The sequence below is a fragment of the Pseudomonas sp. SK genome (assembly GCF_012975065.1).
Classification (GTDB): Bacteria; Pseudomonadota; Gammaproteobacteria; order Pseudomonadales; family Pseudomonadaceae; genus Aquipseudomonas; species Aquipseudomonas anuradhapurensis.
Map to the genome: position 1 here is coordinate 5,282,794 of NZ_CP051857.1, position 20,129 is coordinate 5,302,922.

Below are 20,129 nucleotides of genomic sequence, written 5' to 3' on the forward strand. Positions count from 1 at the left end.
CGCACAGCGGCCCGGCGATACCCGCGGCGAAGTTGCCATCGTAGGGCCGCTGCGCGCCCCATCGCGACACAAGGCCGCTCCTACAGGGGCCGTGCCCATCGGGACGGCAAACAAAAAGCCCCGGCTCATGCGAGCCGGGGCTTTTTTGTGTCGCTCAGCTGCAATCAGCCGTTGAACACGTCATCCACGCTGGTCAGCGGGTAGTGCTTCGGATACGGCAGGGTCGCTACGCCGGATTCGATTGCAGCCTTGGCCACGGCGTCGGAAACGACGGTGATCAGGCGGGCGTCCAGCGGCTTCGGAATGATGTACTCGCGGCCGAACTCCAGGCCTTCGACGCCGTAGGCTTCGCAGACTTCCTTCGGCACTGGCAGCTTGGCCAGGTCCTTCAGGGCGATGGCGGCAGCGATCTTCATTTCTTCGTTGATGCGCTTGGCGCGGACGTCCAGGGCACCACGGAAGATGAACGGGAAGCCCAGTACGTTGTTGACCTGGTTCGGGTAGTCGGAACGGCCGGTAGCCATGATCACGTCGCTGCGGGTGGCGTGAGCCAGCTCTGGCGAAATTTCCGGGTCCGGGTTCGAGCAGGCGAACACGATCGGGTTGGCGGCCATCGACTTCAGGCCTTCGGCGCTCAGCAGGTTCGGGCCCGAGAGGCCGACGAACACGTCGGCACCGTTGAGGGCGTCAGCCAGGGTGCGCTTGTCGGTCGCGTGGGCGAACTGCGCCTTGTACTGGTTCAGGTCGTCGCGGCCAGCGTGGATCACGCCGCTGCGGTCGATCATGTAGATGTTCTCGACCTTGGCGCCCATGCTCACCAGCAGCTTCATGCAGGAGATGGCGGCAGCACCAGCGCCCAGGCAGACGATCTTGGCGTCTTCCAGCTTCTTGCCGGCGATTTCCAGGGCGTTGATCATGCCGGCTGCGGTCACGATGGCGGTACCGTGCTGGTCATCGTGGAATACCGGGATGTCGCACTGCTCGATCAGGGTGCGCTCGATTTCAAAGCACTCAGGCGCCTTGATGTCTTCGAGGTTGATGCCACCGAAGGTGATCGAGATACGGCGAACGGTGTCGATGAACGCCTGCGGGCTTTCCGATTCCACTTCGATGTCGAACACGTCGATACCGGCGAAACGCTTGAACAGTACACCCTTGCCTTCCATGACCGGCTTGGAGGCCAGCGGGCCGAGGTCGCCCAGACCGAGGATGGCAGTACCATCGGAAATCACCGCAACCAGGTTGCCCTTGCCGGTGTATTTGTAAGCCAGCTCTGGATCACGGCCGATTTCACGCACCGGCTCTGCAACACCTGGGCTGTAGGCCAGGGCGAGGTCACGGGCGGTGGCAGTGGGCTTGGAAAGTTCGACGCTCAGTTTCCCCGGACGAGGTTGGGCGTGATATTCGAGAGCGGCGGTTTTCAGGTCTGACATGGTGGGCATTCCGCTGTTTACTGTTCTGACGGACCGCCGAGGATACGCAAAGAGCCGGGGAGCCACAAGACTGGCCGGTCACTTGTGTCAAGGCCTTTAGCCTACGACTTTACGCTATAACCCACGGGGCATACGGCTCACAGTGTGTACAATCCAATAGCGAAATGTCTACAACTTTTAGCCTGAAGTACGTTCCAACATGCTTGGATCGGTCAATGGCAACACCCAGCGCCGCTGCCCTGGCTTGAGGCCGCCCTTGCGGGAACGATCCAGCACCCAGCCGCGCGCTTCGACCTGGCGTCCCTTGAGGTTATCGAAGAAGCTGGCGGGGAAGTTGCGTTGCAGACGAGCGGGAACCTGCAGCACCACGGCATCGTCCAGGTTCAGCCAAACTCCGCCACGGTTGCGCTGCACCGCCTGGATACGGCCAGCGATAACGGCGAAACCGGACTGCCGCAGCTCTTCGGCACGCAGCACTGGCGAGCGTCGCCACAAGCCAGCGCCAGCCTTGCGCGCCGCCTGCTCGGCCAGCTGGTGGCAAGCGCTAAGGCGCACATTAGGGGCAACCGCCACCCGATAGCCCAAACCCTCGCCGAGCAATTGTGCTTCCAGATTGTCGCCATTGCTGGCGTAGATATGCGCCAAGGTTCGGCCGTATTTGTCTTTGCTGTCGATGCCCGGCACCAAGCCGACACGCCCGTCACTGGCCTTGACCAATGCCTGCAGGCGCCGCTTGGCGGCCTCCGCATAGGGTTCGCTGCTACGCCCGTTACGGCCGATCTCCGGGGCATTGATGCCTATCAGCCGCACGCTGCGGCCATCGACCAGACGCAAGGTATCGCCATCTACTACCTGGCGCACCGCCACCTGCTGCGGCCTGTCCGGCAGCGGGCAGAACGCCTGGGCCGGCAGGTGCCAGATGAGGCCCATAAAAAAAGCGCCCACAAGGGGCGCCTTTTTTTGCAGCAATGCGAAACCCGAGGGGCTCGCCATGCGCATGATTACTTCTTGGTACCGAACATACCGAAGCGATCGGCGAACTTCTGTACGCGACCACCGGTGTCCAGGACTTTCTGCTTACCGGTGTAGAACGGGTGGCACAGGTTGCAAACGTCGATCGCCAGGGTGCTGCCCAGGGTCGAACGAGTTTCGAACTTGTTGCCGCAGCTGCAGGTGACTGCAACTACTTCGTAGTTCGGATGAATATCTGCTTTCATGGTCACTTCCTCGAGCTGCGTGCCGCCACCCAACACCAATTGTTGAATACCGCACGTAATTAGGCGGCGAATAATACCAGAGCGTCGCGCCAGTGCAAGTTGTCGCTTGCACCGACCGTCGTCTGCTAGGCTCGCCAGTTCTTGAAACGCCCTCCGAGACTTTCCGCGTGTCCGACGTCATCCTGCGCCTTGCCCTGCCCTCCCCGCTGCGTCGCCTGTTCGACTACAAGGCACCGGCGAGCATGGCGCGCCAGGCCCTGACCCCGGGCATGCGTATCCGCGTGCCGTTCGGCCGCCGCGAAATGATCGGCGTGCTGGTGGAGGTCTGCGAGCACAGCGAAGTGCCGGCAGACAAGCTGAAAGCGGCCAGCGCCCTGCTCGACCCGCTGTCCCCGATCCCGCCGTCGCTGTTCAAGCTGTGCCTGTGGACTGCCCAGTACTACCAGCACAGCCTGGGCGATACCCTGAGCTGGGCCCTGCCAACGCTGCTGCGTCAGGGCGAACCCGCCGAGATGCGCCAGGAGCGCTTCTGGCACGTCGCCCCCGGCGCCCGCCTGGAAGACCCGCGCATCGCCCGTGCCCCACGCCAGCGCGACGCGCTCAAGACCCTGGCCCAGCACCCGCATGGCGTGGCCCACAGCCTGTTGACCAAACTCAACCTGAACAAGGACAGCCTCGACCTGCTGCTGGCCAAGGAGCTGGTGCAGATCGAGGTGCGCCGCCACCTGCCGGCGCTGCGCCACGAGCACTGGCTGGCACAACCCGAACTACCGCTCAACGACGAGCAACGCGAAGCCTTTGACGCCGTGCGCGAAGGCTTCGGCGGCTTCGCGGCGTTCCTGCTGGCTGGCGTGACCGGCAGCGGCAAGACCGAGGTCTACCTGCAACTGATCCGGGAAACCCTGGAAGCCGGCAAGCAGGCGCTGGTGCTGATCCCGGAGATCAACCTCGGCCCGCAAACCCTGGCGCGTTTCGAACAGCGCTTCAACGCCCGCATCGCCCTGCTGCATTCGGCGGTGAATGACCGCGAGCGACTCGATGCCTGGCTGGCGGCCCGGGACGGTGAGGCGGACATCATCATCGGTACCCGCTCGGCATTGTTCACGCCGATGAAAAACCCCGGCCTGATCATCATCGACGAAGAACATGACGGCTCCTATAAACAGCAGGAAGGCCTGCGCTACCACGCCCGCGACCTGGCGCTGGTGCGCGCCCACCAGGAGAACATCCCGATCCTGCTCGGCTCGGCCACGCCGTCGCTGGAAACCTTGCACAACGCCCTGACCGGGCGCTACCGCCTGTTGCGCATGAACCAGCGCGCCGGCGGTGCACGGCCACCGCGCATGCTGCGCCTGGACGTGAAGAGCCTGCCGCTGGACAGTGGCATCAGCGGCCCGTTGCAGCAGGCCATCCGGCAGACACTGGAGGCCGGCCAGCAAGTGCTGGTGTTCCTCAACCGCCGCGGCTTCGCCCCGACCTTGCTGTGCCACGACTGCGGCTGGCTGTCGGAATGCCCGCGCTGCGACGCGCGCATGACCGTGCACCAGCGCTCCGGCGTGCTGCGCTGCCACCATTGCGGTTATGACGAACGCCTGCCGCAGCAGTGCCCACAATGCAACCACGTCGACCTGCGCCCGGTTGGCGCCGGCACCGAACGGGCCGAAGAGCGCCTGAAGGTGTTGTTCCCGGATTACCCGATCCTGCGCGTGGACCGCGACAGCACGGCGCGCAAGGACGCCATGCACAACCTGTTCAGTACCATCCAGCGTGGTCAGCCGAGCATCCTTGTCGGCACCCAGATGCTCGCCAAGGGCCACCACTTCCCGCGGGTGACCCTGGTCGCAATCCTCGACGCCGATGGCGGGCTGTTCTCCGGTGATTTCCGCGCCAGCGAGCGCATGGCACAACTGATCGTGCAGGTGGCCGGGCGTGCCGGGCGCGCCGAAGAGCCTGGCAAGGTGATCATCCAGACCCACCTGGCCGACCATCCCCTGCTGGTACAACTGACCGAACAGGGCTACTTCGCGTTTGCCGAACAAGCCTTGCAGGAGCGCCGGGCCGCGGGGTTGCCGCCTTACTCGCACCTGGCACTGCTGCGCGCCGAAGCGCACCGCCCCGGGCAGGCCGAAGGCTTCCTTGACGAGGCCTGCGCCGCAGCCGAGCGCCTGGTAGCCGAGCAGCGCCTGGCGGGCATCGAGCTGCTGGGGCCGGTGCCGGCGCCCATGGAACGGCGGGCCGGGCGCTTCCGCGCGCAACTGTTGATACAGGCCAATACCCGCGCGCCTTTGCATCGACTGATCAGTGCCTGGTTGCTAGTGTTGGAGCAGATGCCGAGCGGGCGCCAGGTGCGCTGGTCGCTGGATGTCGACCCGGTAGACCTTTACTGATACCGGGGCTGCCTTGCAGCCCATGGCGACACCAGGCCGCTCCTGCAGCGGGATCGCGCCCCCCTGTGGGAGAGCGGCCCTGTGTCGCGATGGGCTGCAAAGCGGACCCAAAGGTTGGCAACCCGCTCCCAGCCACGGATAATGTCCAGTTTTTCCACCTGCGCATCCAAGCGCTCACCGCGCTTGCGGTCGAAAAGAGATCCCCATGAAAGACACCATTCGCCAGCTGATCCAGCAAGCCCTCACCCAACTCGTCACCGACGGTGTGCTGCCTGAAGGGCTGTCGCCGGCGATTCAGGTGGAAAACGCCCGGGACAAGACCCACGGCGACTTCGCCAGCAACATCGCCATGATGCTGGCCAAGCCGGCCGGCATGAAACCACGCGACCTGGCGGAAAAACTCATCGACGCCCTGCCCGCCAGTGCCGACATCAGCAAGGTTGAGATCGCCGGCCCCGGCTTCCTCAACTTCTTCCAGAACACCGCCGCCCTGGCCAACCGCCTGGATGCCGCATTGGCCGACGCCCACCTGGGCGCACGCAAGGCTGGCCCTGCGCAGAAGGTGGTGATCGACATGTCGGCCCCCAACCTGGCCAAGGAAATGCACGTCGGCCACCTGCGTTCGACCATCATCGGTGACAGCGTGGCGCGGGTGCTGGAATTCCTCGGCGACGAGGTGATCCGGCAGAACCACGTGGGCGACTGGGGTACCCAGTTCGGCATGCTGCTGGCCTACCTGGAAGAAAACCCGATCACCAGCGACGAGCTGTCCGACCTGGAAAACTTCTACCGCGCCGCCAAGAAGCGCTTCGACGAGTCCGAAGAGTTCGCTACCCGGGCGCGCGGCCTGGTGGTCAAGCTGCAGGCCGGCGACCCGGACTGCATGGCGCTGTGGACACGCTTCAAGGACATCTCGCTGTCGCATTGCCAGAAGACCTACGAGCTGCTCAACGTCAAGCTGACCATGGCCGACGTGATGGGCGAGAGCGCCTACAACGCCGACCTGGCCAACGTGGTAGCCGACCTCAAGGCCAAGGGCCTGCTGGTCGAAGACCAGGGCGCCCAGTGCGTATTCCTCGAGGAGTTCAAGAACAGCGAAGGCGAGCCGCTGCCAGTGATCGTGCAGAAGGCCGACGGCGGCTACCTGTACGCCACCACCGACCTGGCCGCCGTGCGCTACCGCAGCAACGTGCTCAAGGCTGACCGTGCCCTGTATTTCGTCGACCAGCGCCAGGCGCTGCATTTCAACCAGGTGTTCGAAGTCGCACGCCGCGCAGGCTTCGTCGGCCACCCGATGCAGATGGAACACATGGGCTTCGGCACCATGAACGGCGCCGACGGCCGCCCGTTCAAGACCCGTGACGGCGGCACCGTGAAGCTGATCGACCTGCTCACCGAGGCCAAGGAGCGCGCCTACGCACTGGTCAAGGAGAAGAACCCGAGCCTGGCCGACGAAGAACTGCGCCGCATCGGCGAAGTGGTGGGCATCGGCGCGGTGAAGTACGCCGACTTGTCCAAGCACCGCACCAGCGACTACAGCTTCAACTTCGAGCTGATGCTCAACTTCGAAGGCAACACCGCGCCTTACCTGCTGTACGCCTACACCCGCGTGGCCGGCGTGTTCCGCAAGCTGGGCAAGGCCTTTGACCAGGTCGAAGGCAACATCGTGCTGCAGGCCCCGCACGAACAGGACCTGGCCGCGCGCCTGGCGCAGTTTGGCGAAATCCTCAACAACGTGGCCGACAAGGGCACACCGCACGTACTGTGCAGCTACCTGTACGACCTGGCAGGGCTGTTCTCCAGCTTCTACGAGAACTGCCCGATCCTCGCCGCCGAAACTGCAGAACAGCAGCAGAGCCGTCTGCGTCTGGCGGCCCTGACTGGCCGCACCCTCAAGCAAGGTCTGGAACTGCTCGGCCTGGAAACCCTGGAGCGCATGTAAGTTGGCTGCCAAGAAAAAACCTGCCCCAAAACGCGGCGCCAGCCGTCAGACGGCGCCGGCCAAGCAGCCGATTCCCGGTTGGGTATGGCTGGCGGTCGGCCTGACTGTAGGCGCGTTCATCGTGTTCCTGATGAAGCTCGAGCCTGGTGGCGACGACATCAAGCGGGCCAAGCCCGAGCAGCAGAAGCCGGAAAAAGTGGCCGAAGCCGGCAAGACGACACAAGCCGCATCGCAGCAGCCGGTGAAGCCGAAGTATGACTTCTATACCCTGCTGCCGGAGACCGAGGTGATCGTGCCGCCGGAAGCCGTGCCCGAGAAAACACCGCCCGTCCCGGCGCAACCGGTGACACCGGTGACCCCTGCCGAAGCGGCAAAGATCGACACGGCGCGGGCCCAGGCGGCGCTGATGGGCCAGACCCCGCCGCCGGCGCCACCGGTGATCAAGCCAGCGGCGACCACGCAGTTCTTCCTCCAGGCTGGCTCGTTCCGCAAGCAGGCTGACGCCGACAAGGTGCGCGCGCAGATCATCCTGCTGGGCCAGGCGGTAAAGGTGGAGTCGGGCACGGTCAAGGACGAAACCTGGTACCGCGTCATGGTCGGCCCGTTCAGCAACCGCGAGCAGCTGACCGGGGCGCAGAAGCAGCTGGCCGGGGCTGGTTTCAGCAACCTGTTGCTGCAACAGCGGCAAACCCGCCAGTAACCTGCGTATGGGGGCGTCTTGCGCCCCTATCGCGACACGAGGCCGCTCCTACAGAGACCGCGACAACCCCACAGGGGTTATCCGATCTTTGCAGGAGCGGCCTTGTGTCGCGATGGGCTGCAAAGCAGCCCCAGGGCCCTCAAGCCCGTACCGCATTGCGCTCGGACACCTGGCTGTTCAACGTCCAGAAGTCGTACAGCACTCCCACCAGGCACAGCCCGCCGGTGAAGAAGTAGATGATCGCGGTCACCCACTTGCCCTGGTACAACCGGTGCAGGCCGAACACCCCGAGGAAGGTCAGCAGGATCCAGGCGATGTTGTAGTCGATGCGCCCGGACTGGAACCTCAAGTCGGCCTCACGGTCCATGGACGGGATCAGGAACAGGTCGATCAACCAGCCAATACCCAGCAGGCCCAGGGTCAGGAACCAGATGGTGCCGGTGACGGGCTTGCCGTAGTAAAAGCGATGCGACCCGGTGAAGCCGAAAATCCACAACAGGTAGCCGATGGTCTTGCTGTGGGTATCGTGAAACGGCGCTCCCTGATAACTGTTCATGCATAGCTCCTGCGGGTTATCCGAAAATTTTCTAAAAAAAAATGTGACTTTCTCGTCGCAGGCCGACGTACGGCACCCGGACAGTCGACCAACGGATCAAAGATTGATCAAAAAGCTGTTATAAAGTTGCGCGCCCAACACACAACTATTCATAAGAGCTTCATCTATGCCGCCTTTACTCAAGACATGGCTGACCCTCTGCCTATTATTGCCCCTGGCCGCCCACGCCACCAATCGTGAGCAACGTCTTCCCAATGGTTTCACCGGCTACACCAGCAATGCCTCGGTGAGACACGCACCGGTCAAGCAGACCACGCTGCGCAGCCGCCCGAGCAATGCCGCCAGCAGCCGCAGCAGCGGCCCAACCATTGCCATGTCGCCGAAGCAGAGCAGTGATGTGCTCAGCCGTGCGGTGAATGTGCTCGGCACCCCTTACGTCTGGGGCGGCAGCAGCCCGAAAAAAGGCTTCGACTGCAGCGGGCTGGTCAAGTACGCCTTCAATGATGTCGCCGACGTCGACCTGCCGCGCACCTCCAACGCCATGGCCCAGGGCCACGGGGTCAAGGTGGCCAAGGGCGACCTCAAACCGGGCGACCTGATCTTCTTCAATATCAAGAGCCGCCGGGTCAATCACGTTGCCATCTACCTGGGCAACGACCGCTTCATCCATGCCCCGCGTCGTGGCAAGCGGGTGAGCATCGACACCCTGAGCAAGCCTTACTGGCAGCAGCATTACGTAGTAGCCAAGCGAGTGTTGCCAAAAGAACAGCAGCAACTGAACCTGGCCAAGCGCTGATCAGATCGGCGCTCTCCTTGTATCGGCCTCTTCGCGGGCACGCCCGCTCCCACAGGTACCGCAGCGCCATACCTGTGGGAGCGGGCGTGCCCGCGAAGGGGCCGGTACAGCCACTACAAGTCCTCAATCAGCCCTCGCTCCCTCAGTCCTCGCATCGCCCCCTCCATCGTCCGCATCCCGTCTGCACCACCCGCCTGCATCACCGAACACAACTGCGCCATCCGCCCCTCGCGCAGCAGATTGCGCACCGCCGGCGTCGCCACCAGCAGTTCCCGCGCAGCCACCCGCCCGCCCCCCACACGCCCGACCAGCACCTGCGCCACCACAAGGCGCAACGCATCAGCCAGCATCGCCCGCACCAGCGCCTTTTCCTCCGCCGCAAACACCTCCACCAGGCGGTCGATGCTGTTGGCTGCCGAGCGGGTGTGCACGGTTGCCAGCACCAAGTGGCCGGTCTCGGCAGCGCGTAACGCCAGGCGGATGGTCTCCAGGTCGCGCAGCTCGCCAATCATGATCACATCCGGGTCCTGGCGCAGCGCACTGCGAAGCCCCTGTGCATAACTTTCGCAATGGCGACCGATCTCGCGCTGGGTGACCAGGCTGCGTAGGCTGCTGTGGATAACCTCGATCGGATCTTCCAGGGTGATGATGTGTAGCGCCCGCTCTCGATTCAACTGGTCGAGCAGCGCCGCCAAGGTACTGGACTTGCCGCTGCCAGTCGGCCCGCCCACAAGGATCAAGCCATCGTTGCACTGCGCAACAGCTCGATACACATCCTTCAGGTCGAGTTCATCGAGGCTGGCGATGCGTTCCGGAACCAGGCGAAAGGTGACCGCCGGGCCATGCAACTGGCGAAACAGGTTCAGCCGGAAGCGCCCAAGCACAGGCCAATCGAGCGCCAGGTCCAGTTCGCTGCCCTGGACCCACTGCCGGTGCTGCTTATCGTCCAGCATCGCCGCCATGCCCTCGGTCAAGGATGCCAAGCTCAAGGCCGGCATGGCCATGCGCTGCAGTTCGCCATCCAGGCGCAACATCGGTATCTGGCCTGCCGCCAGATGCAGGTCGGAAGCGCCCGCATCCACGGCCAGGGCCAACAGGTCGGTCACATCCATGAGACTCCCCAAAGGCCTGCAAGTAGGTAGAATGCCGCAAACCCTAAAGCCGCCGGCATCAGTCCATGTCCACCCTAGCAGACAACCTTTCCGCTATTTCCGCCCGTATCGCCAGTGCTGCCCAGGCTGCTGGGCGTGATCCGGCCAGCGTCCAGTTGCTGGCCGTGAGCAAGACCAAGCCCGCCAGCGCCATCCGCGAAATCCACGCCGCTGGCGTGCGCGATGTGGGGGAAAACTACCTACAGGAAGCGCTGAACAAGCAGCAGGCACTCAGCGACTTGCCCTTGATCTGGCACTTCATCGGCCCCATTCAGTCGAACAAGACCAAAGCCATCGCCGAACATTTCGACTGGGTACATTCCGTGGACCGCCTGAAGATCGCCCAACGCCTGTCGGAACAGCGCCCTGCCGGGCTGGCGCCGCTGAATATCTGCCTGCAGGTGAACGTCAGCGGCGAAGACAGCAAGTCCGGCTGCGCAGCAGCCGACCTGCCGGCCTTGGCCAAGGCAGTAGCCGCGCTGCCCAACTTGCGCCTGCGCGGGCTGATGGCCATTCCCGAACCCACCGCTGACCGCGCCGCCCAGGAGGCCGCCTTCGCCACCCTGCGCAAGCTGCAGGAAGACCTCGGGCTTGGCCTGGATACGCTGTCCATGGGCATGAGCCACGACCTGGAAGCCGCCATTGCCCAGGGCGCGACGTGGGTGCGTATCGGTACTGCCCTGTTCGGTGCCCGCGACTACAGCGGCCACGCTTGATCCCATGCTTTACTCACTCTTTCCAACAAGGACCTGACATGAGCAAGACACGTATTGCCTTTATCGGCGCCGGCAACATGGCCGCCAGCCTGATCGGTGGTCTGCGTGCCCAGGGCCTGGACGCCTCGCAGATCCGCGCCAGCGACCCGGGCGCCGAGACCCGCAGCCGCATCCAGGCCGAACACGGCATCGATACCTTCGAGGACAACGCCCAGGCCATCGACGGCGCCGACGTCATCGTGCTGGCGGTAAAGCCACAGGTCATGAAAGCCGTTTGCCAGGCCCTGCAACCCAACCTGCAGGACGGCCAGCTGATCGTTTCCATCGCCGCCGGCATCACCTGCGCCAGCCTGCAAAGCTGGGTTGGCGCGCGCCCGGTGGTACGCTGCATGCCCAACACCCCTGCCCTGCTGCGCCAAGGCGTGAGCGGCCTGTATGCCACCGCACAGGTGTCCGCCGAGCAGCGCCAGCAGGCCGAGCAACTGCTGTCGGCCGTAGGCACCGCCCTGTGGCTGGAGCAGGAACAGCAACTGGACGCCGTGACCGCTGTTTCGGGCAGTGGCCCGGCGTACTTCTTCCTGCTGATCGAAGCCATGACCGCGGCGGGGGAAAAACTCGGCCTGCCACGCGAAACCGCTTCCCAGCTGACTCTGCAGACGGCCCTGGGCGCCGCGCGCATGGCGGTCGCCAGCGATGTCGATGCCGCCGAGCTGCGCCGCCGTGTCACCTCGCCCGCCGGCACCACCGAAGCGGCGATCAAGTCATTCCAGGCCAGCGGCTTCGAAGCCATCGTCGAGCAGGCCCTGCAGGCTGCCGCCACGCGCTCTGCGGAACTGGCCGAACAACTGGGCAAATAAGGAGTTCCAGATGAATGCACTGTCCGGCGCCGCGATCTTCGTGGTGCAAACCCTGGTCAGCCTGTACCTGGTGATCGTCCTGCTGCGCTTCGTGCTGCAGTTGGTGAAGGCCAACTTCTACAACCCGCTTTGCCAGTTCGCGGTACGCGCCACCCAACCGCTGCTCAAGCCGATTCGCCGGATCATCCCCAGTGTCGGCGGGCTGGACACCTCGTCGCTGCTGCTGTCGGTGGTCATCCAGGCGCTGTTGATGGGCTTCGTGCTGATGGTCACCTACGGTACCTTCGGCGACATCCTGCACCTGCTGATGTGGGCGATCATCGGGATCACCTCGCTGTTCCTGAAGATTTTCTGGGTGGCGATGATCGTCATGGTGATCGTTTCCTGGGTCGCCCCCAACAGCCACAACCCGGCCGCCGAGCTGGCCTACCAGATCAGCGAACCGGTGCTGGCACCGTTCCGCCGCATCGTGCCCAACCTGGGCGGCATGGACATCTCGCCGATCTTCGCCTTCCTCGCGATCCAGGTGATCCAGTCGTTCGTGATGCCGCCGCTGGCCGCCTACGCCGGCATGCCACAAGAGCTGTGGCGGATGATCTGAGCCGCCCCCGGCCCTGGTTGCTTCCAGTGGCAAGCCCGTGCTTGCCGCTGGGGGTAGCGCTCTTTAGACTGACGCCTCCGTCAAGCGTGAGCAGGGTCGATGTCCACTGTCTTTCCCGAAGATTCCGTCGGTCTGGTAGTACCGCAAACAGCCCGGTTCGATGAACCGCTGGCCTTGGCCTGTGGCCGCTCGCTGGCCAGTTATGAACTGGTCTACGAGACCTATGGCAGCCTCAACGCCAGCGCGAGCAACGCCGTGCTGATCTGCCATGCCCTGTCCGGCCACCATCATGCCGCTGGCTACCATGCCGCCACCGACCGCAAGCCGGGCTGGTGGGATAGCTGCATCGGCCCGGGCAAGCCGATCGACACCAACCGCTTCTTCGTGGTCAGCCTGAACAACCTGGGCGGCTGCAACGGCAGTACCGGCCCCAGCAGCATCAACCCGGCCACCGGCAAGCCCTATGGCGCGGATTTCCCGGTGCTGACCGTGGAAGACTGGGTGCACAGCCAGGTACGCCTGGCCGAACGCCTGGGCATCCAGCAATGGGCTGCTGTGGTCGGCGGCAGCCTGGGCGGCATGCAGGCGCTGCAGTGGACCATCAGCTACCCCGAGCGCGTGCGCCATTGTGTCGATATCGCCTCGGCGCCCAAGCTGTCGGCACAGAACATCGCCTTCAACGAAGTGGCGCGCCAGGCCATCCTCACCGACCCCGAATTCCACGGTGGTTCGTTCCAGGACCAGGGCGTGATCCCCAAGCGTGGCCTGATGCTGGCGCGCATGGTCGGCCACATCACCTACCTGTCCGACGACTCGATGGGTGAAAAATTCGGCCGTGAGCTGAAGAGCGACAAGCTCAACTACGACTTCCATAGCGTCGAATTCCAGGTCGAAAGCTACTTGCGCTACCAGGGCGAAGAGTTTTCCGGGCGTTTCGACGCCAACACCTACCTGCTGATGACCAAGGCGCTGGACTACTTCGACCCGGCTGCTGCCCATGGCGGCGACCTGGCGGCCACCCTGGCCCACGTCAAGGCGGATTACTGCATCATGTCGTTCACCACCGACTGGCGCTTCTCGCCGGCCCGCTCGCGCGAAATCGTCAACGCCCTGATGGCCGCACGCAAGAACGTCTGCTATCTGGAGATCGATTCGCCCTATGGGCACGATGCCTTCCTGATCCCCACGCCTCGCTACATGCAGGGTTTCGCGAACTACATGAACCGCATTGCCATCTGAGGACAGCATGAGAGCCGATCTGGAAATCATCCACGACTGGATTCCCGCCGGCAGCCGGGTACTCGACCTGGGCTGCGGTAACGGCGAACTGCTGGCCTCACTGCGTGACCGCAAGCAGGTCACCGGCTACGGCCTGGAGATCGACGCTGACAACATCGCCGCCTGCGTGGCCAAGGGCGTCAACGTCATCGAGCAGGACCTGGACAAGGGCCTGGGCAACTTCGCCAGCAACAGCTTCGACGTGGTGATCATGACCCAGGCCCTGCAGGCCGTGGAGTACCCCGACCGCATCCTCGACGAGATGCTGCGCGTGGGCCGCCAGTGCATCATCACCTTCCCCAACTTCGGCCACTGGCGTTGCCGCTGGTACCTGGCGACCAAGGGCCGCATGCCAGTGTCGGACTTCATGCCATACACCTGGTACAACACGCCGAACATCCACTTCTGCACCTTTGCCGACTTCGAGGAACTGGTGCACGAACGCAAGGCCAGGGTGCTTGACCGCCTGGCTGTCGACCACTTGCACCGTAATGGGTGGGGTGGCCGGCTTTGGCCTAATCTTCTAGGTGAGATCGGTATCTACCGCGTCAGCAGCCCGGGCCTGCGAGAGCACCAGCTCGCTGTCTGACGCCCAGCGGAGGAACCACCCCATGCGTCGCCTAGCCCTGTTCCTGATCAGTCTGTGCCTGGCCCTGCCGGCACTGGCTGCCGATGCTGCCCGCCCCGAGCGCAAGGAAGTGTTTGGCGACGTGACGGTGCACTACAGCGCATTCACCTCGAGCATGCTGACACCAGAGGTGGCTGCAGCCACCGGCCTGGTACGCAGCAAGAACCAGGGCGTGCTCAACATTGCCGTGCGCCGCGCCAACAAACCCGCCATGGCGGTGGTCAGCGGCACGGTCAAGGACCTGACCGGGCGCAGCAGCCCGCTGTCGTTCAAGCAGATCAACGAGCAAGGCGCGGTGTACTACATCGCCCAGTTCAAGATCGACCACGCAGAGACCGTCACCTTCGACCTCAACATCGAAACCGGCGGCATCAGCAATTCCCTCAGCTTCAACCAGGAAGTGTTCCCAGGCGAATGATGAATTTCCAGCAACTCGTATTGGCCAGCCACAACGCCGGCAAACTCAAGGAACTCCAGGCCATGCTCGGCGCGTCCGTGCAGCTGCGCTCGATCGGCGAGTTCAGCCAGGTGGAGCCGGAAGAAACCGGCCTGTCGTTCGTCGAGAACGCCATCCTCAAGGCACGTAATGCCGCACGCATTTCCGGCTTTCCAGCCCTGGCCGACGATTCCGGCCTGGCAGTGGACTTCCTCGGTGGTGCCCCGGGCATCTATTCGGCGCGCTATGCCGACGGCAAGGGTGATGCAGCAAACAACGCCAAGCTGCTCGAGGCCCTGAAAGATGTGCCCGAAGCCGAGCGCGGTGCGCAGTTCGTCTGCGTGCTGGCACTGGTGCGCCATGCCGACGACCCGCTGCCGATCCTGTGCGAAGGCCTGTGGCACGGGCGCATCATGTTCGAGGCCAGTGGCGAGCACGGCTTTGGCTATGACCCGCTGTTCTGGGTACCGGAGCGCGGCTGTTCCAGCGCCGAACTGGCCCCTGCGGACAAGAACCAGCTCAGCCACCGCGCGCGCGCCATGGCCCTGCTGCGTCAACGTCTGGGCCTGGCATGATCGACACGCTGTCCAACCCCGGCGCGGCGGGTTTCACCAGCCTGCCGCCGCTGGCGCTGTACATCCACATCCCGTGGTGCGTACGCAAATGCCCTTACTGCGACTTCAACTCCCACGCCGCCGGGCCTGATCTGCCAGAAGATGCCTATGTCGCAGCCCTGCTGAGCGACCTCGACCAGGAATTGGCCGCGGTGCAAGGCCGGCCGATCAGCTCGATCTTCTTCGGTGGCGGTACGCCCAGCCTGTTCAGCGCCGATGCCCTCGGCCGGCTGCTGCGAGGCGTGGAGCAACGCATTGCGTTTGCGCCAGACATCGAAATCACCCTGGAGGCCAACCCGGGCACGTTCGAGCAGGACAAGTTCAAGGCCTACCGGCAAACCGGCATCAACCGCCTGTCCATCGGTGTGCAGAGCTTCCAGCCAGCCAAGCTGCAGGCGCTGGGGCGCATCCACAATGGCGATGAAGCGGTCCGCGCCGCCGGCATGGCGCGTGCCGCCGGCTTCGACAACTTCAACATGGACCTGATGCACGGCCTGCCCGAGCAGTCGCTGGACGACGCGCTGGGCGACCTGCGCCAGGCGATCGAACTGGGGCCCACGCACCTGTCGTGGTACCAGCTGACGGTAGAGCCGAACACGGTGTTCTGGAACCAGCCACCGGAGCTTCCCGAGGACGACATCCTCTGGGACATCCAGGAAGCCGGCCAGGCGCTGATGGCCGAGCACGGCTTCCGCCAGTACGAAGTCTCGGCCTATGCCCAGGCTGGTCGCGCCGCGCGGCACAACCTCAATTACTGGCGCTTTGGCGACTTCATTGGCATCGGTGCCGGTGCCCACGGCAAACTGACCTTCGCCGACGGGCGCATCCTGCGCACCTGGAAAACCCGCCTGCCCAAGGACTACCTGAACCTGGCCAAGCCGTTCAAGGCCGGCGAGAAGCTGCTGCCGGTCGACGAACTGCCGTTCGAGTTCCTGATGAATGCCCTGCGCCTGACCGAGGGTGTAGAGGCCGAACTGTTCACCCAGCGCACCGGGTTGCCTCTGGAACAGCTGCGTGAAGCGCGGCGCGCCGCCGAACAAAAGGGCCTTTTGCAGGTCGAAGCGGATCGACTGGTGGCCACGCCACGAGGCCAGCTGTTCCTCAATGACCTGCTGCAGTATTTCTTGAGCTAAGGATGACCCATGGATCTGGTACTTGATCTGCTCGCGACGGTTTCCCGCTGGAGCCGCAGCAACCTGTCGGAGATTTCGCTGGCCTTGGTAGGCTGCCTGCTGGTGCTGTTCGGCACCGATATCAAAGGCTGGGTGGAACAGCGCCTGGGCGGTTTGGCCGGCGCCCTGCGCGTGCCATTCATGGCCTTGCTGGTGATGATCGGCAGTGGTGCGGCGTTGATCTATGCCACACCGTGGGTAGTGAAGGGGCTGGGCCAGTTCAACAACTATGCACTGGCGCCGGTGTTGCTGGTGGTGCTGGTGCTGATTGGGGTGGTGGCTGATCGGCGCGGCTGAGCCAATCCACACCGGCGCAACGCGATGGTGATCTGCAGGCAGCGGGCGCAAGCCGTTGTTGTTGTGCCTGGGCGGAAATCGAGCGCCGCCCGCGCGGCGCATCGCGGATAAATCCGCTCCTACGTTTATTGCAACGTGACCCTGCCTGTGAGGCCATGGTTGTCAGCCGGCTCGCTCAATCCCGTCGCAAAAAAAAACCGCCCTTCTCAAGGCGGTTTTTCTCGTGGAAAGGCCATATCGGCCGATCAATCCACCTTTTCGAACTTCAAGTCCCAAACCCCATGCCCCAGCCGCTCGCCACGGCGTTCGAACTTGGTGATCGGGCGCTCTTCCGGGCGTGGCACATAGGTGCCGTCGGCCGCACGGTTGCGATAGCCCGGGGCAGCGCTCATCACTTCCAGCATGTACTCGGCATACGGTTCCCAGTCGGTAGCCATGTGGAACACGCCACCCGGCTTGAGCTTGCGCCGTACCAGCTCGGCGAACTCCAGCTGAACGATGCGCCGTTTGTGGTGGCGCGCCTTGTGCCATGGGTCGGGGAAGAACAGCATCAGCCGGTCGAGGCTGTTGTCCGCCACGCAGCGGTTCAGCACCTCGATAGCATCGCAGTCATACACCCGCAGGTTCTTCAGCCCCTGGGTCAGCACGCCGTTGAGCAGCGCGCCCACGCCCGGGCGGTGCACTTCCACACCGATGAAATCCTGCTCCGGTGCGGCAGCCGCCATTTCCAGCAGGGAATGGCCCATGCCGAAGCCGATCTCCAGGGTGCGCGGCGCCGAACGGCCGAACACCTGGTCATAGTCCACCGGGCTGTCGGCCAGCGGCAGGATGTACAGCGGGCCGCCCTGCTCCAGGCCACGTTGCTGGCCTTCGGTCATGCGCCCGGCGCGCATCACGAAGCTCTTGATGCGGCGGTGCGGGCGGGCTTCGCCGTCAGGGGTGCTCGGCGTATCGTGCGATTCAGTCATCAGGGGCTCTTACTTGATCAGACCTTCCAGCGGCGAGGAGGCGCTGGCATAGAGTTTCTTCGGCATACGGCCGGCGAGGTAGGCCATGCGGCCAGCGACGATGGCGTGCTTCATGGCCTCGGCCATCAGTACCGGTTGCTGGGCGTGGGCAATGGCCGAGTTCATCAGCACCGCTTCGCAACCCATTTCCATGGCAATGGTGGCGTCGGAAGCAGTGCCCACGCCGGCATCGACCAGCACCGGCACCTTGGATTCTTCCAGGATGATCTGCAGGTTGTAGGGGTTGCAGATACCCAGGCCGGTACCGATCAGGCCAGCCAGGGGCATGACCGCGATGCAGCCGGCTTCGGCCAGCTGGCGGGCGATGATCGGGTCGTCGCTGGTGTAGACCATCACGTCGAAACCGTCCTTGACCAGCACTTCGGCGGCCTTGAGGGTTTCAATCACGTTGGGGAACAGGGTTTTCTGGTCGGCCAGCACTTCCAGCTTGACCAGGTTGTGGCCATCCAGCAGTTCGCGGGCCAGGCGGCAGGTGCGCACGGCCTCGACCGCGTCGTAGCAGCCTGCGGTGTTCGGCAGGATGGTGTAGCGGTCCGGTGGCAACACGTCGAGCAGGTTCGGCTCGCCCGGGTTCTGGCCGATGTTGGTCCGGCGCACGGCAACGGTGACGATTTCGGCACCCGAGGCCTCGATGGCCAGGCGGGTTTCTTCCATGTCACGGTACTTGCCGGTACCGACCAGCAGGCGCGACTGGAAAGTACGCCCGGCCAGGGTGAAGGGCTTGTCGCTGCGAACGTTGCTCATGGTTGTTCCTCGGGAAAAGGTTGCAGGGCTTGCAGGTGAACCGCCGGGCCGCGGTCAGCCGCCACCAATGGCGTGGACCACTTCGACCTGGTCGCCATCATTCAGCAGCGTAGTGTCGTGCTGGCTACGCGGCACGATATCCAGGTTCAGCTCCACCGCGACGCGGCGCCCGGTCAGTTCCAGGCGGGCCAGCAGGGCCGCGACGGATTCGCCAGCGGGCAGTTCGTAAGGTTCACCGTTCAGTTGAATGCGCATGCGCACGGCCACCATTGTGCTTTGGGGGGCCCGCATTCTAGCGCCGAACCACCCTGCAACCCAAGGGCGGCGCGCGCCATTAGTCGCGATTGTGGACCACTCGGTCAGCCCAGCCGCCACGCCGCCAGGCCCAGGCACAACCAGCCGGCGAGGAAGCACAGCCCGCCAAGCGGGGTGATGATACCGAGCTTGCCCAGGCCGCTGAGGGTGAGCAGGTACAGGCTGCCGGAGAACAGCACGATGCCCAGGGCAAACAGCGCGCCCGCCCAGCCGACCAGGCGCCCGGGCAAGTGGGCCGAGAGCACCGCGACAGCGAGGATCGCCAGGGCGTGCACCAGCTGGTAGGTCACACCGGTCTGGAAGATCGCCAGGTAGTCGGCTGTCAGCCGGCTTTTCAGGCCGTGAGCCGCAAAAGCGCCCAAGGCGACACCGGTAAAGCCGAAAAAGGCGGCGAGCATCAGGAAGCTGCGAAGCATGGGACGACTCCTTGGATCGGGTCTGTATAATGGCCCCTTCCACCCGTACGGCCAAGCCATCGCCATGCTGCCAACCCTTCTTCGCCGCCTCTCCCGTGCCCTGCTCTGGTTCGCTGCCGGCAGCATCGTGCTGGTGCTGGTGTTCCGCTGGGTGCCACCACCCGGCACAGCGCTGATGGTCGAACGCAAAGTGCAGTCCTGGGTGGATGGCGAGCCGATCGACCTGCAGCGGGACTGGGAACCTTGGGAAAACATCTCCGACGAGCTCAAGGTCGCGGTCATCGCTGGCGAGGACCAGAAGTTCGCCAACCACTGGGGCTTCGACATTCCGGCCATCCAGGCGGCGCTGGCCTACAACGAGCGTGGCGGCAGCATTCGTGGTGCCAGCACCTTGACCCAGCAAGTGGCCAAGAACCTGTTCCTGTGGTCCGGGCGCAGCTGGTTGCGCAAAGGGCTGGAGGCCTGGTTCACCGCGCTGATCGAGCTGTTCTGGTCGAAGGAACGGATTCTCGAGGTCTACCTGAACAGCGCCGAATGGGGCAAGGGCGTATTCGGCGCCCAGGCGGCGGCGCGTTACCACTTTGGCGTTGATGCCAGCCGCCTCAGCCGCCAGCAGGCGGCGCAGCTGGCGGCCGTGCTGCCAAGCCCGATCAAGTGGAGTGCCAGTCGGCCGAGCGCCTATGTGGCCAGCCGGGCCGGATGGATTCGGCGGCAGATGAGCCAGTTGGGTGGGCCCAGCTACCTGATGCAGCTCGACACTTCGCGCAAGCCTTGAGGGCCTCTTCGCGGGCGCGCCCGCTCCCACATGACCAGCATTACCCCTGAGGCCTGTGCAGTACCTGTGG

Annotated in this window: 23 protein-coding genes; 14 read left to right on the forward strand and 9 right to left on the reverse strand. The window is 64.2% G+C overall.

The genetic code is table 11. The features are described 5' to 3' along the window. Positions 1-164 precede the first annotated feature (164 nt). The 3 genes from HG549_RS23990 to rpmE form a co-directional block, all read right to left on the reverse strand. Positions 165-1,433, reverse strand: coding sequence for a malic enzyme-like NAD(P)-binding protein (locus tag HG549_RS23990; protein WP_119371725.1), 1,269 nt, complete (start codon positions 1,431-1,433; stop codon positions 165-167). A gap of 177 nt (positions 1,434-1,610) precedes the next feature. Continuing rightward, entirely contained in the window at positions 1,611-2,432 is an 822-nt protein-coding gene (locus HG549_RS23995) for a thermonuclease family protein (RefSeq protein WP_170033380.1), read from the reverse strand. Between the two features lie 2 nt (positions 2,433-2,434). Beyond that, positions 2,435-2,650: a 50S ribosomal protein L31 gene (rpmE, locus tag HG549_RS24000; RefSeq protein ID WP_003257833.1), complete on the reverse strand. Its 216-nt coding sequence runs from the start codon at positions 2,648-2,650 to the stop codon at positions 2,435-2,437. Positions 2,651-2,817: 167 nt separating this feature from the next. Between rpmE and HG549_RS24005 the strand changes: the two genes are divergently transcribed. The 3 genes from HG549_RS24005 to HG549_RS24015 all read left to right on the forward strand — a co-directional run bounded on the left by HG549_RS24005 (position 2,818) and on the right by HG549_RS24015 (position 7,679). Then, the gene (locus HG549_RS24005) at positions 2,818-5,037 is read left to right on the forward strand and encodes a primosomal protein N' (protein WP_170033382.1); all 2,220 of its coding nucleotides are present in this window, start codon (positions 2,818-2,820) and stop codon (positions 5,035-5,037) included. 205 nt (positions 5,038-5,242) lie between these two features. Beyond that, positions 5,243-6,979, forward strand: a complete 1,737-nt coding sequence (argS, locus tag HG549_RS24010; RefSeq protein WP_170033384.1) for an arginine--tRNA ligase — start codon at positions 5,243-5,245, stop codon at positions 6,977-6,979. 1 nt (position 6,980) lies between these two features. Then, positions 6,981-7,679: an SPOR domain-containing protein gene (locus HG549_RS24015; RefSeq protein ID WP_170033386.1), complete on the forward strand. Its 699-nt coding sequence runs from the start codon at positions 6,981-6,983 to the stop codon at positions 7,677-7,679. Between the two features lie 139 nt (positions 7,680-7,818). On the opposite strand, the gene HG549_RS24020 is transcribed toward HG549_RS24015, so the two are convergent. Beyond that, positions 7,819-8,235 carry a TM2 domain-containing protein gene (locus HG549_RS24020; protein WP_170033388.1) on the reverse strand — a complete coding sequence of 139 codons (417 nt, stop codon included), beginning with the start codon at positions 8,233-8,235 and terminating at the stop codon, positions 7,819-7,821. A gap of 166 nt (positions 8,236-8,401) precedes the next feature. On the opposite strand from HG549_RS24020, the gene HG549_RS24025 reads away from it, so the two are divergent. Next, the gene (locus tag HG549_RS24025; RefSeq protein ID WP_170033390.1) at positions 8,402-9,031 is read left to right on the forward strand and encodes a C40 family peptidase; all 630 of its coding nucleotides are present in this window, start codon (positions 8,402-8,404) and stop codon (positions 9,029-9,031) included. Between the two features lie 113 nt (positions 9,032-9,144). On the opposite strand, the gene HG549_RS24030 is transcribed toward HG549_RS24025, so the two are convergent. After that, positions 9,145-10,143, reverse strand: coding sequence for a type IV pilus twitching motility protein PilT (locus tag HG549_RS24030; protein WP_170033392.1), 999 nt, complete (start codon positions 10,141-10,143; stop codon positions 9,145-9,147). A gap of 65 nt (positions 10,144-10,208) precedes the next feature. On the opposite strand from HG549_RS24030, the gene HG549_RS24035 reads away from it, so the two are divergent. The 9 genes from HG549_RS24035 (at position 10,209) to HG549_RS24075 (ending at position 16,781) form a co-directional block, all read left to right on the forward strand. Continuing rightward, positions 10,209-10,898 (forward strand): YggS family pyridoxal phosphate-dependent enzyme, encoded by a 690-nt coding sequence (locus tag HG549_RS24035; protein WP_170033394.1) that lies wholly within the window; start codon positions 10,209-10,211, stop codon positions 10,896-10,898. Positions 10,899-10,936: 38 nt separating this feature from the next. Beyond that, the gene (gene proC / locus HG549_RS24040; RefSeq protein ID WP_170033396.1) at positions 10,937-11,755 is read left to right on the forward strand and encodes a pyrroline-5-carboxylate reductase; all 819 of its coding nucleotides are present in this window, start codon (positions 10,937-10,939) and stop codon (positions 11,753-11,755) included. Between the two features lie 10 nt (positions 11,756-11,765). Beyond that, positions 11,766-12,356, forward strand: coding sequence for a YggT family protein (locus HG549_RS24045; protein ID WP_170033398.1), 591 nt, complete (start codon positions 11,766-11,768; stop codon positions 12,354-12,356). A gap of 99 nt (positions 12,357-12,455) precedes the next feature. Further along, positions 12,456-13,595, forward strand: a complete 1,140-nt coding sequence (locus HG549_RS24050; RefSeq protein WP_170033400.1) for a homoserine O-acetyltransferase — start codon at positions 12,456-12,458, stop codon at positions 13,593-13,595. Positions 13,596-13,602: 7 nt separating this feature from the next. After that, a complete protein-coding gene (metW, locus tag HG549_RS24055) occupies positions 13,603-14,223 on the forward strand; it encodes a methionine biosynthesis protein MetW (RefSeq protein ID WP_170033402.1) in 621 nt (206 codons plus the stop codon). Between the two features lie 22 nt (positions 14,224-14,245). Beyond that, entirely contained in the window at positions 14,246-14,680 is a 435-nt protein-coding gene (locus HG549_RS24060; protein WP_170033404.1) for a DUF4426 domain-containing protein, read from the forward strand. Continuing rightward, entirely contained in the window at positions 14,677-15,273 is a 597-nt protein-coding gene (gene rdgB / locus HG549_RS24065; protein WP_170033406.1) for an RdgB/HAM1 family non-canonical purine NTP pyrophosphatase, read from the forward strand. The genes HG549_RS24060 and rdgB overlap by 4 nt, the downstream gene beginning before the upstream one ends. Then, on the forward strand, positions 15,270-16,445 hold the full coding sequence (hemW, locus tag HG549_RS24070; RefSeq protein WP_170033408.1) for a radical SAM family heme chaperone HemW: 1,176 nt from the start codon (positions 15,270-15,272) through the stop codon (positions 16,443-16,445). The genes rdgB and hemW overlap by 4 nt, the downstream gene beginning before the upstream one ends. A 9-nt stretch (positions 16,446-16,454) precedes the next feature. Further along, the gene (locus tag HG549_RS24075) at positions 16,455-16,781 is read left to right on the forward strand and encodes a DUF3392 family protein (RefSeq protein WP_023378203.1); all 327 of its coding nucleotides are present in this window, start codon (positions 16,455-16,457) and stop codon (positions 16,779-16,781) included. Between the two features lie 245 nt (positions 16,782-17,026). On the opposite strand, the gene trmB is transcribed toward HG549_RS24075, so the two are convergent. From trmB to HG549_RS24095, 4 genes are all read right to left on the reverse strand, one after another. Beyond that, positions 17,027-17,749 carry a tRNA (guanosine(46)-N7)-methyltransferase TrmB gene (gene trmB / locus HG549_RS24080; protein ID WP_170033409.1) on the reverse strand — a complete coding sequence of 241 codons (723 nt, stop codon included), beginning with the start codon at positions 17,747-17,749 and terminating at the stop codon, positions 17,027-17,029. 9 nt (positions 17,750-17,758) lie between these two features. Continuing rightward, on the reverse strand, positions 17,759-18,553 hold the full coding sequence (locus tag HG549_RS24085; RefSeq protein WP_043208630.1) for a thiazole synthase: 795 nt from the start codon (positions 18,551-18,553) through the stop codon (positions 17,759-17,761). A 54-nt stretch (positions 18,554-18,607) separates the two neighbouring features. After that, complete coding sequence (gene thiS / locus HG549_RS24090; protein WP_170033411.1) at positions 18,608-18,808, reverse strand: sulfur carrier protein ThiS; 201 nt, start codon at positions 18,806-18,808, stop codon at positions 18,608-18,610. 104 nt (positions 18,809-18,912) lie between these two features. Next, the gene (locus tag HG549_RS24095) at positions 18,913-19,284 is read right to left on the reverse strand and encodes a DUF423 domain-containing protein (RefSeq protein ID WP_170033413.1); all 372 of its coding nucleotides are present in this window, start codon (positions 19,282-19,284) and stop codon (positions 18,913-18,915) included. 64 nt (positions 19,285-19,348) lie between these two features. On the opposite strand from HG549_RS24095, the gene mtgA reads away from it, so the two are divergent. Beyond that, positions 19,349-20,059, forward strand: coding sequence for a monofunctional biosynthetic peptidoglycan transglycosylase (gene mtgA, locus HG549_RS24100; protein WP_170033415.1), 711 nt, complete (start codon positions 19,349-19,351; stop codon positions 20,057-20,059). The last annotated feature ends 70 nt before the right edge of the window (positions 20,060-20,129 follow it).

What these genes read in the sequence shown, in the direction of transcription:
- metW (WP_170033402.1), top strand. Translation starts at nt 13,603, where the DNA reads ATGAGAGCCGATCTGGAAATCATCCACGACTGGATTCCCGCCGGCAGC.
- HG549_RS23995 (WP_170033380.1), bottom strand. Translation starts at nt 2,432, where the DNA reads ATGCGCATGGCGAGCCCCTCGGGTTTCGCATTGCTGCAAAAAAAGGCG.
- HG549_RS24025 (WP_170033390.1), top strand. Translation starts at nt 8,402, where the DNA reads ATGCCGCCTTTACTCAAGACATGGCTGACCCTCTGCCTATTATTGCCC.
- rdgB (WP_170033406.1), top strand. Translation starts at nt 14,677, where the DNA reads ATGATGAATTTCCAGCAACTCGTATTGGCCAGCCACAACGCCGGCAAA.
- HG549_RS24030 (WP_170033392.1), bottom strand. Translation starts at nt 10,143, where the DNA reads ATGGATGTGACCGACCTGTTGGCCCTGGCCGTGGATGCGGGCGCTTCC.
- HG549_RS24035 (WP_170033394.1), top strand. Translation starts at nt 10,209, where the DNA reads ATGTCCACCCTAGCAGACAACCTTTCCGCTATTTCCGCCCGTATCGCC.
- HG549_RS24020 (WP_170033388.1), bottom strand. Translation starts at nt 8,235, where the DNA reads ATGAACAGTTATCAGGGAGCGCCGTTTCACGATACCCACAGCAAGACC.
- HG549_RS24045 (WP_170033398.1), top strand. Translation starts at nt 11,766, where the DNA reads ATGAATGCACTGTCCGGCGCCGCGATCTTCGTGGTGCAAACCCTGGTC.
- HG549_RS23990 (WP_119371725.1), bottom strand. Translation starts at nt 1,433, where the DNA reads ATGTCAGACCTGAAAACCGCCGCTCTCGAATATCACGCCCAACCTCGT.
- mtgA (WP_170033415.1), top strand. Translation starts at nt 19,349, where the DNA reads ATGCTGCCAACCCTTCTTCGCCGCCTCTCCCGTGCCCTGCTCTGGTTC.
- HG549_RS24095 (WP_170033413.1), bottom strand. Translation starts at nt 19,284, where the DNA reads ATGCTTCGCAGCTTCCTGATGCTCGCCGCCTTTTTCGGCTTTACCGGT.
- HG549_RS24050 (WP_170033400.1), top strand. Translation starts at nt 12,456, where the DNA reads ATGTCCACTGTCTTTCCCGAAGATTCCGTCGGTCTGGTAGTACCGCAA.
- trmB (WP_170033409.1), bottom strand. Translation starts at nt 17,749, where the DNA reads ATGACTGAATCGCACGATACGCCGAGCACCCCTGACGGCGAAGCCCGC.
- hemW (WP_170033408.1), top strand. Translation starts at nt 15,270, where the DNA reads ATGATCGACACGCTGTCCAACCCCGGCGCGGCGGGTTTCACCAGCCTG.
- HG549_RS24075 (WP_023378203.1), top strand. Translation starts at nt 16,455, where the DNA reads ATGGATCTGGTACTTGATCTGCTCGCGACGGTTTCCCGCTGGAGCCGC.
- HG549_RS24060 (WP_170033404.1), top strand. Translation starts at nt 14,246, where the DNA reads ATGCGTCGCCTAGCCCTGTTCCTGATCAGTCTGTGCCTGGCCCTGCCG.
- proC (WP_170033396.1), top strand. Translation starts at nt 10,937, where the DNA reads ATGAGCAAGACACGTATTGCCTTTATCGGCGCCGGCAACATGGCCGCC.
- HG549_RS24085 (WP_043208630.1), bottom strand. Translation starts at nt 18,553, where the DNA reads ATGAGCAACGTTCGCAGCGACAAGCCCTTCACCCTGGCCGGGCGTACT.
- argS (WP_170033384.1), top strand. Translation starts at nt 5,243, where the DNA reads ATGAAAGACACCATTCGCCAGCTGATCCAGCAAGCCCTCACCCAACTC.
- rpmE (WP_003257833.1), bottom strand. Translation starts at nt 2,650, where the DNA reads ATGAAAGCAGATATTCATCCGAACTACGAAGTAGTTGCAGTCACCTGC.
- thiS (WP_170033411.1), bottom strand. Translation starts at nt 18,808, where the DNA reads ATGCGCATTCAACTGAACGGTGAACCTTACGAACTGCCCGCTGGCGAA.